The following is a 15,827-nucleotide window of genomic DNA, read 5'->3' as shown; positions in this document are numbered from 1 at the left end:
CGTTTATTCTAGCGCGGGGAATGTGGAATGTATTTACAAATATCGTACATTTATTTATAAATATCAATCATGACAGCACTCATAATTCATTGGACTTTGTATTTTGATTGTGGTATACTACCTATACAAATTTATAGAAGGAGGTGTCTTATGGATCAGGAAGGATTATTAAAAGCCATAGGCGGTTTATTGGAAGAAAAATTAGAACCTATTAATGAATGTCTGAACATGATTGAATGTAGAATGACCTCCATTGAAGGTAAAATGGATTCACTGGAAAACGATGTGGTTTCCTTGGAAGGTAAAGTCGTTTCCTTGGAAGGTAAAGTCGATTCCTTGGAAAGCAATGTCGTTTCCATTGAACTAACTCTTGAAAATGAAACAAACCGTAATATAAAGATCATTGCAGAAGGACATCTTGATTTATCACGCAAATTAAATGAAGCCATTCATATCGCTAGCGATATTAAATCCAGACAAGAAATACAAGACATTTACTTAAATCAGTATGAATCCAAGCTAAAAAGTATTATCTGAAGTGCATAAAAATAAAGCTCTCTGAGTCTTTTTTGATATGATTCCCCTTAAGTAGACATGGTAAATAACCAAAATCTACTTAAGGGGAATTTTTTATGGCTAAATCACCACACACTCCAGAATGGAAAGCCCTGGTTGCACAGGAATATATGAATGGAACAGCCTCATCCAATGACATTGGAATTAAATACGGAGTAGATCCGAAAACTGTTCGATGTTGGGCTCAACGATATAAAGAACAAGGAATATCTGCATTTATTAGAGGGGCAGGAAATACGAAATATACATCTGATTTTAAAACAAAATGTGTTGAAGTATATATTAGCGGAGAAATGTCAGTAGATGAAATCGTTGCAAAATATAATATTTCTGCCCGTTATGTTCTATACAGTTGGATTAAGCGCTATTATGCCAATAGAGAACTTACGGATTATAATCCGAAACGGGAGGTCTATATGGCAGGAGCAAGGAGAAAAACAACGATTGCTGAACGCAAAGAAATCGTAGATTACTGCATCAAACATAATCATAATTATAAAGAAACCGCAAGTCTATAAATGGCTTCATAGAGTAATCCCTGAGGATAAAAAGGAAAATAGGAAACTGGCAGGGCTTATTAAAGAGTATGATGAACAATTTAATCATATCTTAGGTTATCGCAGAATGACCTCATGGATCAACCATTTCAATCATACGAATTATAACCAGAAAAGAGTTCACAGAATTATGAAGAAACTAAATATTCATTCTGTGATCAGAAAGACAAAGAAGAAATACAATCCTTGTACACCTGAAACAGTTGCTGAGAATATGCTGCAAAGAGATTTTTATGCAACAGCTCCTAACCAGAAGTGGGCTACGGATGTAACAGAATTCAAAATACTCGTTGAAAAGAAGAAGCTTTATTTAAGCGCTATACTTGATTTATATGACAGAATCCATGTCAAGAGTTGGTCATTGTATTGACAATGGCCCAACAGAAGGCTTCTGGGGAATTATTAAGACAGAAATGTATCAACTATATAAAATCACAGATGAAGCATCCTTACCCTTGGCAATCAAAGATTATATAAGGTTTTATAGTGAAGAATGTCCTCCGAACCGATACAATTGCAAAACACCTTTAGAAGTCAGAACAGAAGCTCTATTAACAAACATTCCAATAGAGTACCCTATTCCAGAGAACAAGCGAATAAAGAAATACAAAGAGAGATGGTGTGCATAGAAAAACGACCACACAAATGCGTGGTCGTTCATCAGCACTTCATTTTAGATATTTGACCTGTCTACTTGACAGGGGGGCATATCGTTTTCTCAGGAGCTTTATTTTTCATCCGCATACTGAAAACCTGCCACAGGAAGCTTCCCTGCATACAAAGGCATACAAAAACCCTGCTGCCGTTGGTATTAGTAAGCTCTTGTTTTTATCAAATCCTCCGCCACAGACTGGTCATAGATTTTTTCTTCGGTAATAATCCGAAGAGGCATCTCCTTCCCAGCCACCATATCTCTAATCGCCTTCATAAGCGGAGCCCCCAGCAGTGGATTGCACTCTACCGCACAGTTTAATTTTCCATCCACCATGGCCTGGAATGCATCCCTGGTTCCGTCCACGGATACAATCTTCACATCAACACCGGGGGAAATCCCATGGTTCTCCAAAGCCTTTATGGCTCCCAGGGCCATATCATCGTTCTGGGAATAAATCACATCCACGTCCCACTGCTCTGCTTCTAAATATTCCTCTATGATCTCTCTTCCGCCATCGTACGTATAATCACCATAATCAGAGTATACGATCTGATACTCCGGATGCTCCTTCATGACTTCATCGAATCCCAGTCCCCTCTCTTCGGTAGGGGATGCCCCTTTGTTTCCCTTAAGTTCCAGAATGTTCACCCTGCCTTTGCCGGGTTTTACATTGTCCTTAACCCACCGCATGGCTCTGCGGCCTTCCTCAATGAAATCCGCCCCTATGTATGTGGTAGTCAGGTCTTCCTGGTCCGTTTCAATTTTACGGTCTGACATCACCACCGGGATTCCGGCCTCCTTGGCTTCCCCGAGTACCTCGTCCCAACCGGTTTCCACTACCGGTGAGACCACAATGACATCCACATCTTGCTTAATGAAACGCCGGATTGCAGCAATCTGTCTTTCCTGAGACTGATTGGCATCTTCAAAGAGCAGGTCTACATTAAATTCAAGCGCTGCCTCCTGAATGGAGCGTGTATTGGCCAGCCGCCACTGGCTCTCCTGCCCCACCTGGGCATATCCCACAGTAATAGGCTTTCCGTCATCCACGCACTCCCTGTCCAGGCTTTCCAGGTATTGGGCAGCATTATCCTTCGTAATCGTATGACTTCTCAAAATCACCTGCTTGGGAACTCCGCTCTCCTCCTTCAGTATATTCATTGCATACTGAATGGCCTCCCGCCCTCCGGTGGGGCAGGAAATTGTGGCTGCAATTTTTTCTTCCAGAACCAGATCCACCCCTTCGTCCTTCCCGGTAAATCCATCGCTGCCAACAATCTGAATCTTTTGATGCATCCGCATACTCTTCAGTGCCTCATATGCCCCCAAAGCCACATAATCGTTGTTTGCGAAAATGACATCCACATCCCTCAGCTCTCTGCGCATATCCTTTACGGTGTCATAGGCCTGATCTTTCATTTCGGTCTCCAGACGGCATACTCTTTTCTCTATCTTAGGATACCCCTTCAGTACAGATTCAAATCCCGCGCTTCGTTCCTGGCTCTGTATAGACGCCGCACTTCCGCACAGCTCCAGCACCGTGCCTTCCTTGCCATCCAGAAGTTCCACTACGCATTCCCCGGCCTGTTTGCCGATCAGGGTATTGTCCGGTCCGATAAAGAGGCTGTACTCAAATCCCTCAACCCCTCTGTCCATCACGATAACAGGGATGCCGCTCTTATAAACCTCCTCTACCTTCCCGGTCAGCTTTGCAGTATCACAGGGGGAAATAATCAACAGGTCTATTCCAAATTTCAAAAGCTTATCCACATCCTGCTCCTGCTTTTTCACAGTAGATGTGGCATCCGCGGTGATGATACGAATATTCTTATATTTTGCGGCCTCCTCCTCAATCTCATTGATCAGGGCAAGGCGCCATGCCTCCCTCATGTTAGCCTGGGATACGCCAATCACATACTCTATTTCATCCTCGTAGTCCGCAGCCATGCCATTCGTCTGATATATAATACAGCACAGGAAAAAAAACAGACACACCGCAGCAAGAACAGCCAATATTGTCTTCTTTCTCATAACTGTTGCCCTCTTCCGTATTGGTATTCCATCGGCACAGAAATCGTAATAGTTGTGCCTTCATTTTCCACGCTTCTCACCTGGACGCAGTACTGGTCTCCATAGCGGATTCGAAGCCGCTCCTTGATATAAAAGAGACCAAAGCTCTGATTCTCCTCCGGCCTGCTGGGCTCATTGAGTAGGCGCTCAAGCTCCTCTGCCTTCTCCTCTGGCATCCCCTTTCCATCGTCCCGCACTTCCAGGCGCACCCTCTCTTCCCCATCCTTTTCCACGCTCACATTCAGATGACCGTCCCCCCGCTTCATCTTCACCCCGTGGTAAATGGCATTTTCCACCAGAGGCTGAAGGATCAGCTTGGGAACCAGCACCTTTTCGCATTCCGGATCCAGGGTGACCTCATACATTACCTTGGGACCATAACGGATCTTCTGAATATAAAGGTAATTGGAGATATACCGGATCTCTTCTTCTAGGGTGATATAGTCCTTTCCCTTGCTCAGGCTGATGCGGAAAACGTTGGTCAGGGCATCTACCAGATGCACGATATCGTCCGCTGAATGTTCCCTGGCCATCCACCCAATGGTGTCCAGAGTATTGTAGAGAAAGTGAGGCTTAAACTGCTCCTGCACTACCTTCAACTCCGCCTGCCTTTTATTCTCCTGTTCCTGATACACCCGGTCCAATAGTTCCTGGATGCGGATAATCATATGATTGAACTTCCGTCCAAGCTCGCTGACTTCATCCTTGTAGTCCCCCTCAAAGCGGACGGAAAGATCCCCTTTCTCCGTCTGATTCATCAGGTTGCGCAGCTTCACGATCGGTTTGGTGATCGTCTCTGACAGCTTCACTGCCACCACCAACACAAGGATAAGCGTGAGCACCAGTACGGAGCTAAACATAGCAAACATCATGTTCACCCCGCTCATAATCTCTTTATAGGATGACACACTGACAATCTTCCATCCCGTATATTTGGACTGCTGGTAGCGGATCTGATACTTTTCCCCCTTGACCTTGGCGGTAACTGGCTCATTCTGTTCCTGAATCCACTCCGGCCGGATACGGTAGACAATCTCATTGGCGGGGGTGTACACCATGTGGTCATCGCTGTCTAAGACACAGACGAACCCATTATCGCCAATGATGGCCTCCTGGATCGCAGAGGAGATGATATCATGTTTGATATCAAAGAGCAGCACCCCTGTCAGTTTCCCTGTGTCTCTGTCCACCACTGCCTTCACCACAGAAAACACATCGTCAATGCTGTAGGCCGCATCCGTCACAATATTTCTGCCTGTCACATTACTGATGATCTGCATCTCGTCCGGATTTTCCTTTGCCCTTTGATACCATCCCTCCTCAAAGAAAGAATCCCTGGAAATCCTGGACATTCGGGTGCTTGCGTACAGATCATGCTCTGTGGCAAAAAAGATTCCCGCGATCTCATTGTGAGTCTGGGCCACTGCCTGAAAATTGCTGGTCAGTTCCTCCTGGCATTCTCTCCATCTGTCGTCCCCATCGAACCAGAAGTCATCTATCCCCATGGGCTCCATGGTCTGAATCAGCATATTGGCTATCTTCTCAATACTGCTGATATAGACATCCACGGTCTGGCAGACCTGCCCCACCATCTGGGTGGTGTGCTGGGTTACATTTTTTTCCGCTTCCCTGGTGGAAATGATCACGCCCAGCATCCCCACCAGGCAGAAAGGGATGAGCGCAATGAGAATATGAGAATAGATCATCTTACCGCGTATCTTGATATTCATGAATCTTCTCTTTATTTGCTCCATTGCTCTCACCCCTATCTTTATACCTCGGTATGCTGCAAATCTGCTTTTGACAGGCTTACTGTAAATATGAGTATACCGGATTTTTGGCCTGCTTACAACTGGCTTTTATGCCTCTTCCTTTCCTTTTAATTTTTCTGCGCGAATTGCTATGATTCTTTGAATTACAATAAAGAAGCAAAGCAATGCCGCAATTGTCACCTTTGTCCACCAGGTATTCAGATTCTGGTATGTCACGATGGTCTGGATAATTCCCTGAATCATCGCTCCTACCGTGGTTCCCACCACAGTTCCCACTCCTCCTGTGAGCAACGTACCACCGATTACCGCAGAGGACAGGGCGTCCAGTTCCATTCCCATATTCTGCAGGCCATATCCGGCCAGCGTGTAAAAGCTAAATACTACACCGCCTAAAGCCGCGCAGAAGCTGCTAATCGCATAGGCACTGATCTTCGTCCTTGCCACGTTCAGTCCCATAAGATCCGCTGAAGTTTCATTTCCGCCCAGGGCGTAAACGCTCCTTCCAAACTTTGTACACTTCAGCACGTATGCGGAAATCAACAATACTGCCACCAGTATAAATACATAGTAATAAATCTTTCCGTTTAAAGCCTTGGCCTCACCCAACTTAACAGCTACTTTTCCAAGAGCCATGGATTTGAAAAACGGATTGCTGATGGGAATAGACGCCTCACTGATGACCACACACAAGCCTCGCATTAGGAATTGTCCCGCCAGCGTAACAATAAACGGCTGCATTTTGAAGTAGTGGATCAGAGCCCCCTGGGCAGCACCGATGACAATCCCGATTATAAGTACAAGGGCAATTACCACGAAGGCAGGAGCTCCCTTTTCCAGCAAATAGGCAGAAAAAACTCCGGTAAATGCGATGGTGGAGGATATAGAAATATCAATTCCACCGGTAATCAATACAAAGGTAACCCCGATGCCAGCAATCATAAGATATGCATTGTCGTTAAACAGATTCAGGAATGTGGAAACAGACAGGAAATTGTCGTATTTCACAGACCCAAAGATAAACATCAGGATAAACAGCACGATGGTAATCAGCAGGGAGACATTATTAATTTGAAATTTCTTTTTGCTTTTCGTATTACCCATTATTCTCCAACCACCTTTCTCTTCTTTGCCGCTTTTCTGGCTGTGAACATTGCTTTTAATTCTTTGGACTGTGACAGGCAGATCACGATAATCAGAACCGCTTTCAGTACGCGGATGTAAGCTGCCGGAACCCCCAGCGCCAACACGGTTGTGGTGATACTCTGAACAATCAGGGCCCCTGCGATGCTGGCTGGTATAGAAAAGCGTCCACCCATCAGATTTGTACCGCCGATAGCCACTGCCAGGATGGCATCCAGCTCAATATTCAGCCCCGCATTGTTACAGTCCGCCCCTTTGATACCAGAGCTCTCAATCAGTCCGGCCACTGCCGCGAACGCTCCGGAAATTGTGTAAATCACAAGCAGCATCTTGTCTACCTGGATACCCGCAAATTTGGAAGCTTTGGGATTGCACCCCACAGATTCCAAAAACAGGCCGAATGCCGTTTTCCCTACAAAAAGAATCAGCAGTCCTACCAGGAAGATCACGATAAACATCGGGAACGGCAATCCCAGTATGTACCCTCCGTTGAGAAAATAATAAGCATCGGATGTGATGGTGACGATCTTTCCGTTGGTAATCAGCTGCGCAATGCCGCGCCCGGCTACCAGCAGAATCATAGTGGCAACGATGGGCTGGATCTTTACCTTTGCCACCAAAAAGCCATTCCAGATACCGCAGAGCGTTCCCGCCAAAACCGCCAGACAGATCGCCGCCCCCACGTTTCCGTTTAAACCGGGAAGTATATTCCCGTTAATCACGCTGCAGGCAATGGCTCCGCTGATAGCCATGACAGAACCCACGGAGATATCGGTTCCTCCGGTAGCCAATACCATTGTCATACCTGCGGCCAAAATCATCAGTTTGCTTCCATTTCGGAAGATATCAATGATTCTACCATACAAATGCCCGTCTACAAAAGAAAGGCTGAAAAATTCCCCTTTGCTTACAATCCCATTAAACAGCAGAATGGCGAGAAAGATAATCACCGGCCAGAATGCCTGCTTTTGGGATAATTTATTCCACTTTTCTTTCATGACTCCTCACCTCCGGCCATAATGTGCATGATTGCCTCCTCGGAAATTTCTCTTCCGTTCAGCTCTCCCACCTGTTTCATATCTCTAAGTACGATCATCCTCTTACAGCAGCGAAGCATCTCATCAATCTCAGAAGAGATAAACAGCACTGCCATCCCCTGTTTTGCAAGGTCAATCACGATTTTCTGAAGCTCCGCCTTCGTCCCGATATCAATTCCCCTGGTGGGCTCATCCAGCATCAAAAATTCCGGTTCCGTGGCCAGCCATCTGGCCAGGATTACTTTCTGCTGATTTCCACCGCTTAAATTTCGGATCAACTGTTCTGCATCCGGGGTCTTGATCTCCAGCTTTTCAATATACTCATCTGCCAGCTTTTCAGCTTCCTTTCTGGAAATCTTGTTAAACAGGCCTTTTTTCGTCTGAAGAGCGAGAACGATATTTTCCCGGATGGTCAGATCTCCTATGATTCCTTCTGTCTTGCGGTTCTCCGGACAGAATGCAATGCCTTTTCGGATGGCATCCAGAGGGCTTTTAAAATGAACACTTTGCTTTTTCAGCTTCATTTCGCCTTTGCCGATGGAATCCACGCCAAACAGTACGCGGGCTGTCTCAGATCTACCTGAACCCAGAAGGCCTGACAATCCCAAAACCTCACCCTTGCTGACGGTCAGATTAAACTTCTCAATGGTTCCCGGGCTGCTGACATTAATCAGCTCAATCAGCTCTTCCCCTTTCGTCCTTTGTTCCTCTTCCATCTGCCCTGCAACCATAGTCTCATTCAGGCTGGCATAATCCTTACCGATCATCTTGCCAACCAGTTCCACCCTGGGCAGTTCCGCTGTATCGTAAGTGCCCACATAACCACCGTTTCTAAACACAGTGATCCGGTCTGTCACCTCATATACCTGATCCAGGAAATGAGTGACAAAGAGAATACCCATCCCCTCTCCCCGCAGCTTTCTCATGATTTCAAACAGCTTTTCAACCTCAATCGCGGAAAGACTGCTGGTGGGCTCATCCAGGATCAGCACCTTGGCATCAATGTCACAGGCCCTTGCAATGGCAATCATCTGCTGAACAGCCACGGAATAGTTATCCAGGTTTTTCGTTACATTTATATTCAAGTCAAATTTTTTCAACAGTTCTTTCGCATCCGCATTCACTTTTTTCCAGTTGATTTTCCCAAATTTATTTCTCGGCTCACGACCAATATAAATGTTTTCTGCCACCGATAAGTTGGGGCAGAGATTTACTTCCTGATATACAGTGGCAATTCCCTCGTGCTGTGCTTCCTGTGTGGATTTTGGATGAATCTCTTTACCGTTGAGTTCCACGGTTCCACAGTCCCGCTCTTCTACTCCTGTGAGTACCTTAATCAATGTAGATTTTCCTGCCCCATTTTCTCCGAGCAGGGCATGTATTTCACCGCTTCGCAGGTCAAACTGCACATCGTCCAGGGCAATTACCGCTTTTCCAAATGACTTGGATATATGTCTGGCTTTCAATAACTGGTTCTCATTACCCATCAATCATACCTCCTCTTTACCTTCTAAAATCCGCTCCACTTTTCATGGAGCGGATTTTTATTTGATAATTAATATTTGCGGTTTGGAAGTTCTTCTGCCGCTGTGTCAGATGTGTACACGCCGTCAACAGATTTTACCCATTTTTCTACTTCTTCGCCTGCTTTTAATTTGGCTGCTGTCTCAAAGAACAGAGGCCCTAACAGCGGATTGCACTCTACCGTACAGTTTGCTTCCCCTGCTGCCATTGCTTCAAAGATACCCTTTACGCCGTCCACAGAGACAACCTTGATGTCCTCGCCCGGCTTCAAGCCTGCTTCTTTGATGGCCTCGATTGCTCCTAAAGCCATGTCATCGTTGTGAGCGTAAACGCCCTTGATGTCCTCATTTGATTTCAGGAAGGATTCCATAACTTCTTTGCCCTGTGCTCTTGTAAAGTCACCGGTCTGGGATGCCACGATCTCGATGTTCGGATAATTTGCCGCCATCTCCTCGTCAAAGCCAGTCTTTCTGTCTGTAGCTGCGGATGCGCCAACCGTTCCCTCCAGCTCTACGATCTTGCCTTCCTCGCCGATCAATTTTGCCATTTCCTGGGCAGCCATTTTTCCTTCTTCTATGAAGTCTGACCCAATAAAGGTGGTGTAGAGATCCTCGCTCACATCCGCTCTTCTGTCCAGAAGTACCACGGGGATTCCCGCGTCCTGAGCCTCTGCAAATACCTGATCCCATCCGGTCTCAACTACCGGTGCAAGACCGATTACATCCACACCCTGCTCAATAAAACTCTTGATGGCCTTAATCTGGTTTTCCTGCTTTTGCTGTGCATCTGCGAAGTGAAGCTCAATGGTATCTGAATTTTCTTCTGCGTATGTCTGGATGGACATGGTCTCTGCATCTCTCCAGCCGGATTCCTGACCGATCTGCGCAAATCCTACCACCAATTTTCCGCCATCTGCTGTATCCTCTGCCCCATCTGCCTCCGGAGCATCCGTGGCATTATCGTTTGCTTCCGTCTTAGCTTCTGCGGCGTCATCCTTTGCCTCTGTTATAGCCTCTGTCTTAGCCTCTGTTTTCGCCTCTGTGGCATTTGCCTCAGTATTTCCACTGGACGATCCACATCCTGCTGCCATAGCAGCTACCATTGATACACATAACAACGCACTTAAAACCTTTCTTTTCATTTTAAATATCCTCCTTTTTTCGGCTTTCTTATCTTTGTTATGCCTCAATTATATCTGCTCAAAAGACATAAGTCTTTGTAATAATCAGATGGAAAAATACAAAATTTTAGCATCGTACCCGCCTGTCTGGATACGATGCTAAGGAATTGCAAATTCATTTTAAATTATTACAAATTAGTTTGTAATTGTTCAGTACCTTCACAGTTACATTAATTTTTCTTCATCATTTTCCGGTACTCTGCAGGGCTCACTCCCAGATTTTTCTTAAAGACATTGCTGAAATAATGCTGGGTGGCATATCCCACCCGTTCCGCAATTTCATAGATTTTCAGTTCTTCATCCTGAAACAGGTCTATGGATTTCCGAATTCTTACGCTTGTGAGATAATCGATAAAAGTGATGCCCATCTCCTTTCGGAACAGTTTGCTCATATACTGTATGGACAGATTTACATAATCCGAGGCATCCTGGAGGGAGAAATCCTCTTTCCAGTAATTCTCCTCCACAAAAGCTTTCACCTCTTTAATGACATTGGAAACTCCGTTTACTTCTTTTATCCCCTGGACCGCTTCCTGGTATACTGCGGACAGCTCGCCATATCCGGAGCCTGTTTTCTGGACAGACGTACACTTTCCCGGCACATACCCTTCCACCAGCTTGCAGTAGGCTGACAACTGCCGTCTGGCCTCAGGCTCTGGAATCTTTTGGGATAAGACCACCAGATTTCCATAGTCATCCTGACAGCTGTTGGCGTGATCCAGATCATTGAAGATCTCGTTTGCCACATTCCTGGCCACAAAGAAGATCAGATCCTCATTCCATTCCCCTCTGACATCAGAAGCTTTCTGGTATTCCAGCCTGATGACTGTGACGGCAAACTCCTCTGGTATTTCCATCATCAGATATCGGGACCGTTCCTGAATCTCTTCCTCTGTAAAATGGCCTTCCATGGCTTTTTGCAAGAAGTTGGATACCAGATGGTCCCTGTTCTGAAGAAGCGTATTCCTGGCCCACTCCAAATATTTATTTTCACTGCAGTCCTGCAAAAGCTTATTGCGCACATTTTGAATCATCTCGTCAAAGGTATCCTCCATAATAGGCTTCAGCAGATATTCAAAGGTGCCCATCTTCAAAGCTTCCCTGGCATATTCAAACCGGTCATACCCGGTAATCACCACAACAAGCGCCTTGGGCCTCACCTCTTTAAGCTTCTTAATAAACTGCAGTCCATTTAAGAACGGCATATTGATATCTACAAAATACACATCCACGGGAACCTCCATGGCCAGCTCCAATGCCATCTCCCCATCCTCCGCTTCTGCTACCACTTCAAAGTCTTCGTATTTGTTTAGAAAGCTGATAATTCCACGGCGGATCATATACTCATCATCCGCTACCAAAGCTCTAAATCCCATGTACCCTTCCCCCTTTGCGCATTATAACTTATTATACTATCCGCTGTCTGTTTTTCCAATTTAATTTAGAAAAAAATTCCTTTTATAATCATTGTATGTCTGATTTTGGGATATGTCTTTACAATTTTCGGACAAATTATTATATAAATAAGAGGTAACCGTTTTCTGAAATCTCAAAAGGGACCGGGCCATTTCTAAAAATGACCCGATCCCCATATTTTAACCCTTATTCAGTGCTATTCAAACCTTACAATTTCCTTCTTCAATCTCTTCATTATCTTTTTCTCCAACCTGGAAATGTAAGACTGTGATATACCCAAAAGCTCAGCAACCTCCTTCTGCGTCTTCTCCTCCCCATCACGGGTGTTGATGCCAAATCGAAGCTTTACAATAGTCTGCTCCCTGTCTGTGAGCTTGTTAATGGCTTTTGACAAAAGCTTGTGCTCCACCTCTGTCTCCATGTCCTTGTAAATGACATCCTCATCCGTTCCCAGGATATCCGACAGCAGCAGTTCATTGCCATCCCAATCCACATTCAAAGGCTCGTCGATGGACACCTCCATCTTTGTCTTATTGTTCCTTCTAAGATACATCAGAATCTCATTCTCAATGCACCTGGACGCATAGGTAGCCAGTTTAATATTTTTATTCGGATTAAAGGTGTTGATTGCCTTAATCAATCCGATTGTCCCTATGGAAATCAGATCTTCCACTCCCACACCTGTATTGTCAAATTTTTTCGCTATGTATACTACTAATCTTAGGTTGTGTTCAATAAGCATAGATTTTGCATCGCTGTCATATTCTGTTCCCAGGTCACTAATTACCTTTGCCTCCTCGTAAGGCTCCAGCGGTGCGGGGAGCACCTCGCTTCCCCCTATATAATGAATATCGTTTCCCTTCCCCTTAAGCAGGCCGGGCAGTGTGGAAACCACTCGAAATTGAAAACGACGGGGCATCGCCACTTTTATAACCATAATACCTTCCTCCTAATTATCCACCACCAAGGGATGCAGTATCATCTGATATCTGCCCTCCTTGTTAACGGGCTCTTTGCTCACAGCTATCAAGGGATGTTCCACCCTCTGTGAATCTTCTTCTCTTTTTATAATCATGTAGTCTAATGTCATTCCAGGCAGCAGTCCACTGCTCTTTCCGATGGAATGATAGGGAATGTAATACATCTTTACATCCTTATCCAGCAGCTCTTTGACCGCATCATAAAAGATAATGCATACCGGTCGTTTGCTCACCGGATCTGTAAGCTGATTTCCCGTATCCCGCAGGCCACGGACACACAGAGTTTTCCCATGGTATGCGATGGTAACGTCAAATATATTTTGTGTTTTGTATCTCAAACTTTGATATCCCTTAAGAAACAAGGTGAGAACAAGCGCACTTAGAATACCCATCGGTATCACGGGGAGTGTGAACTGTGAGATTAGCGCCTGATATATTCCACCCAGCAAAAAGGTGATCCCCAAAAGAGTGATGATTCCTTTTGCCAGTGTTCGCTTTTGTGAGATACTGTAGCCAATTTTCACCATACATCCGGTCAGCACTCCATACCCAAGAATCAGAGTGACTGCCGCATTTTTTACAGGGCTGATGATGAGTATACAGGCCCCCAGCGCCCCCAGAAAACTGGCCAAAAAGATGCGCCTTGGTGCAATTTTCCGTTTTAGCACTATGCCCGCAAACAAAAGCGCTACATAATCCAATATCATATTTTCCATAAAAAATACATCTATGTAGAACTCATAATACACAAAACACCTCCCGTGCCTATATGGAGCACTTGGACTAAGCACTATCCATTATAGGGGACAAGAGGTGCAAAATTTGTCAAACCGCGTCATGACAATAAAATTTTTTCACAACAAAAAGCCGGATGATTCCTGCCCATCCGACTTTTTTTGCCACTGTATTTACCGTATACTGCGTTTCTTTTACTATTTTCCCTGATATTGAGGAATATCTCAGATCAGTTCCAGTGCTGCCTTCAATCTCTCTGTCGGAATCTGCCCCGGAGCGGAGGCCATCCCCACGCTTCCGAAAGTGATGGCTGACCCAAAGATTTTACCCGTCAGACGGCTGACCAGTCCTAGCTCTCCCATTGCCATGGTTACTACTGGGGTCACTGCATGCAGTTCCTTCATAGTCAAGGTAGCATCCAACAGAGTCAGCACATCTCTCTCCTCCCTGGGCATCACTGCCATTTTGACGATATCCGCTTCCATCTCCTGCATCTTGCAAAGGCGCATGATCATTTCTTCCTTCTTGGGGGTTCTATCAAAATGATGGTTGGATGCAATCACTTTTACACCAGCGCTATGCGCAGCCTCAATTACCACAAAGGCAATATCATCCCCGGCAAAACTCTCTACATCAATCATGTCAATCCGTCCGGTTGCCGCTGCATGTGCATTGATGGCTATATAATCATCTGTCTGGACACTCTGGTACCCACCCTCTTCTCTGGTGCGGACCGTGAACAGAATCGGGACTTCCTGCAAAATTTCCCTGAGCATTCCCAATACCGCTTCCACCTCTTTAGGCTGTCGAATGTGTTCAAAATAATCAGCTCTCCATTCTACCATATCGAATGGGTGCCCCTTCAAAGCCTCAACTGCTTCACGAATACTCTCCTGCGTGGTTCCTAAAACAGGCACACAAATCTTAGGGGCACCTTCTCCGATGACCAGATTTCTTAACTGAACTGTGGCATTCATATATCTTTTCTCCTCTATTTGGCAAAATATCCTTTTTTACGTCACCATTTTATCACATTGAATGATCAAAGTCTATCATACATTGACATTTTTCCCTTTTATGTCGTAAGATAGGTTTAACAATCGTAACTGTTCAGTACCTTCACAGTTACATGCAAAAATTCATTTAGAATCACCTTCGGTGATATAATTTTGCACTCTTGAATCATTATCTCACGCTCTGCACAGTAAATGTGCAGACCTGCTGAATAGTTACTAACAATCTATAATACTCGGAGGTAGCTTATATGTATGCAAAGATTACTGGCCACACCAAGCTCACCGGTCTTTTAGGGAGCCCGGTCTCACACAGCATTTCGCCCCTGATGCACAACAAAGCTTTTGGCATTTTAGGGCTTGATTATGCCTACCTATGCTTTGATGTGGCAGAAAGAGATTTAAAATCTGCCGTGGAAGGTCTGCGTACCTTGGGCGCCAGGGGCTGGAACTGTACAATGCCGGATAAACAAAAGATGTGCGAGCTCTGCGATCATCTCTCTCCTGCCGCAGAGATGATCGGGGCAGTCAACACTGTGGTCAATGACAATGGGCTTCTTACAGGGCACAACACAGATGGAACAGGGTACATGATGGCAGTCCGTGAGGCTGGATTTGATATCACTGGTAAAGCCATGACACTGCTGGGCGCAGGCGGCGCCTCCACTGCCATCGCAGTTCAGGCGGCTTTGGACGGTGTCGCACGCATAAATATCTTTAATCGCAGGGGACGCTCCTGGGCACACGCGTTAAAATTGGCCGATGCCATCAATGCACAAACCGCCTGCCGTGTTTCCCTCTATGATATAGAAGATATGTCTGCACTGAAATCCTGCCTGGATGTGAGTGATATTCTTACAAACGGGACTTCTATTGGAATGTCCCCTCTGGATAAAGAATGTATTCTTCCCTCCTCTTCTATGCTTCATCCTGGATTAATCGTTTCAGATGTCATTTACAATCCCAGAAAAACCAGGCTGATGGAACTTGCACAAGAAGTCGGCTGTAATACTTTTAACGGTCTCTATATGCTGCTTTTTCAGGGTGCTGAGGCATTTCGTCTTTGGACAGGCCAGGAAATGCCTGTGCAGGAGATCAAAAAATTATACTTTTCCTCCTAATGGAGACATATTTGTGGCAAAGGAATTGTCAGCGGGCAGGTGAATAATTCA

Annotated in this window: 15 protein-coding genes; 5 read left to right on the top strand and 10 right to left on the bottom strand. The window is 45.3% G+C overall.

Annotated features, from left to right (window positions below; all coding sequences use genetic code 11):
* Nucleotides 1–150: 150 nt before the first annotated feature.
* The 4 genes from AC0THY_RS08665 (at nucleotide 151) to AC0THY_RS08650 (ending at nucleotide 1,762) form a co-directional block, all read left to right on the top strand.
* The gene (locus tag AC0THY_RS08665; protein WP_489994027.1) at nucleotides 151–537 is read left to right on the top strand and encodes a hypothetical protein; all 387 of its coding nucleotides are present in this window, start codon (nucleotides 151–153) and stop codon (nucleotides 535–537) included.
* A 95-nt stretch (nucleotides 538–632) separates the two neighbouring features.
* A complete protein-coding gene (locus tag AC0THY_RS08660; RefSeq protein ID WP_489994026.1) occupies nucleotides 633–1,094 on the top strand; it encodes a helix-turn-helix domain-containing protein in 462 nt (153 codons plus the stop codon).
* Nucleotides 1,045–1,503: an IS3 family transposase gene (locus tag AC0THY_RS08655; RefSeq protein ID WP_489994161.1), complete on the top strand. Its 459-nt coding sequence runs from the start codon at nucleotides 1,045–1,047 to the stop codon at nucleotides 1,501–1,503. The genes AC0THY_RS08660 and AC0THY_RS08655 overlap by 50 nt, the downstream gene beginning before the upstream one ends.
* Nucleotides 1,466–1,762 (top strand): IS3 family transposase, encoded by a 297-nt coding sequence (locus tag AC0THY_RS08650; RefSeq protein WP_489994025.1) that lies wholly within the window; start codon nucleotides 1,466–1,468, stop codon nucleotides 1,760–1,762. Before AC0THY_RS08655 ends, AC0THY_RS08650 begins: the two co-directional genes overlap by 38 nt.
* Before the next feature lie 182 nt (nucleotides 1,763–1,944).
* Here AC0THY_RS08650 and AC0THY_RS08645 read toward each other — a convergent pair whose 3' ends face one another.
* The 10 genes from AC0THY_RS08645 to aroD all read right to left on the bottom strand — a co-directional run bounded on the left by AC0THY_RS08645 (nucleotide 1,945) and on the right by aroD (nucleotide 14,619).
* On the bottom strand, nucleotides 1,945–3,819 hold the full coding sequence (locus tag AC0THY_RS08645) for a substrate-binding domain-containing protein (protein WP_489994024.1): 1,875 nt from the start codon (nucleotides 3,817–3,819) through the stop codon (nucleotides 1,945–1,947).
* Complete coding sequence (locus AC0THY_RS08640; RefSeq protein ID WP_489994023.1) at nucleotides 3,816–5,588, bottom strand: sensor histidine kinase; 1,773 nt, start codon at nucleotides 5,586–5,588, stop codon at nucleotides 3,816–3,818. The genes AC0THY_RS08645 and AC0THY_RS08640 overlap by 4 nt, the downstream gene beginning before the upstream one ends.
* Nucleotides 5,589–5,717: 129 nt before the next feature.
* The gene (yjfF, locus tag AC0THY_RS08635; RefSeq protein ID WP_489994022.1) at nucleotides 5,718–6,731 is read right to left on the bottom strand and encodes a galactofuranose ABC transporter, permease protein YjfF; all 1,014 of its coding nucleotides are present in this window, start codon (nucleotides 6,729–6,731) and stop codon (nucleotides 5,718–5,720) included.
* Nucleotides 6,731–7,768: an ABC transporter permease gene (locus tag AC0THY_RS08630; protein WP_489994021.1), complete on the bottom strand. Its 1,038-nt coding sequence runs from the start codon at nucleotides 7,766–7,768 to the stop codon at nucleotides 6,731–6,733. Before AC0THY_RS08630 ends, yjfF begins: the two co-directional genes overlap by 1 nt.
* Entirely contained in the window at nucleotides 7,765–9,294 is a 1,530-nt protein-coding gene (locus AC0THY_RS08625) for a sugar ABC transporter ATP-binding protein (RefSeq protein ID WP_489994020.1), read from the bottom strand. Before AC0THY_RS08625 ends, AC0THY_RS08630 begins: the two co-directional genes overlap by 4 nt.
* 68 nt (nucleotides 9,295–9,362) lie before the next feature.
* Nucleotides 9,363–10,472, bottom strand: a complete 1,110-nt coding sequence (locus tag AC0THY_RS08620) for an ABC transporter substrate-binding protein (protein WP_489994019.1) — start codon at nucleotides 10,470–10,472, stop codon at nucleotides 9,363–9,365.
* 209 nt (nucleotides 10,473–10,681) lie between these two features.
* Nucleotides 10,682–11,887 carry a response regulator transcription factor gene (locus tag AC0THY_RS08615; protein WP_489994018.1) on the bottom strand — a complete coding sequence of 402 codons (1,206 nt, stop codon included), beginning with the start codon at nucleotides 11,885–11,887 and terminating at the stop codon, nucleotides 10,682–10,684.
* A 236-nt stretch (nucleotides 11,888–12,123) separates the two neighbouring features.
* On the bottom strand, nucleotides 12,124–12,864 hold the full coding sequence (gene sigE / locus AC0THY_RS08610; RefSeq protein WP_489994017.1) for an RNA polymerase sporulation sigma factor SigE: 741 nt from the start codon (nucleotides 12,862–12,864) through the stop codon (nucleotides 12,124–12,126).
* 12 nt (nucleotides 12,865–12,876) lie between these two features.
* On the bottom strand, nucleotides 12,877–13,656 hold the full coding sequence (locus tag AC0THY_RS08605) for a sigma-E processing peptidase SpoIIGA (RefSeq protein ID WP_489994016.1): 780 nt from the start codon (nucleotides 13,654–13,656) through the stop codon (nucleotides 12,877–12,879).
* Nucleotides 13,657–13,866: 210 nt separating this feature from the next.
* Nucleotides 13,867–14,619: a type I 3-dehydroquinate dehydratase gene (gene aroD, locus AC0THY_RS08600; protein WP_489994015.1), complete on the bottom strand. Its 753-nt coding sequence runs from the start codon at nucleotides 14,617–14,619 to the stop codon at nucleotides 13,867–13,869.
* A 287-nt stretch (nucleotides 14,620–14,906) separates the two neighbouring features.
* Here aroD and AC0THY_RS08595 point away from each other — a divergent pair, with 287 nt between their 5' ends.
* Nucleotides 14,907–15,776, top strand: a complete 870-nt coding sequence (locus AC0THY_RS08595; RefSeq protein WP_489994014.1) for a shikimate dehydrogenase — start codon at nucleotides 14,907–14,909, stop codon at nucleotides 15,774–15,776.
* The last annotated feature ends 51 nt before the right edge of the window (nucleotides 15,777–15,827 follow it).

This window comes from Ruminococcus sp. 8Y-12, from assembly GCF_058119865.1.
Note: the sequence above shows the minus strand (reverse complement) of the source record. Positions and strands in the feature narration are given on the sequence as shown.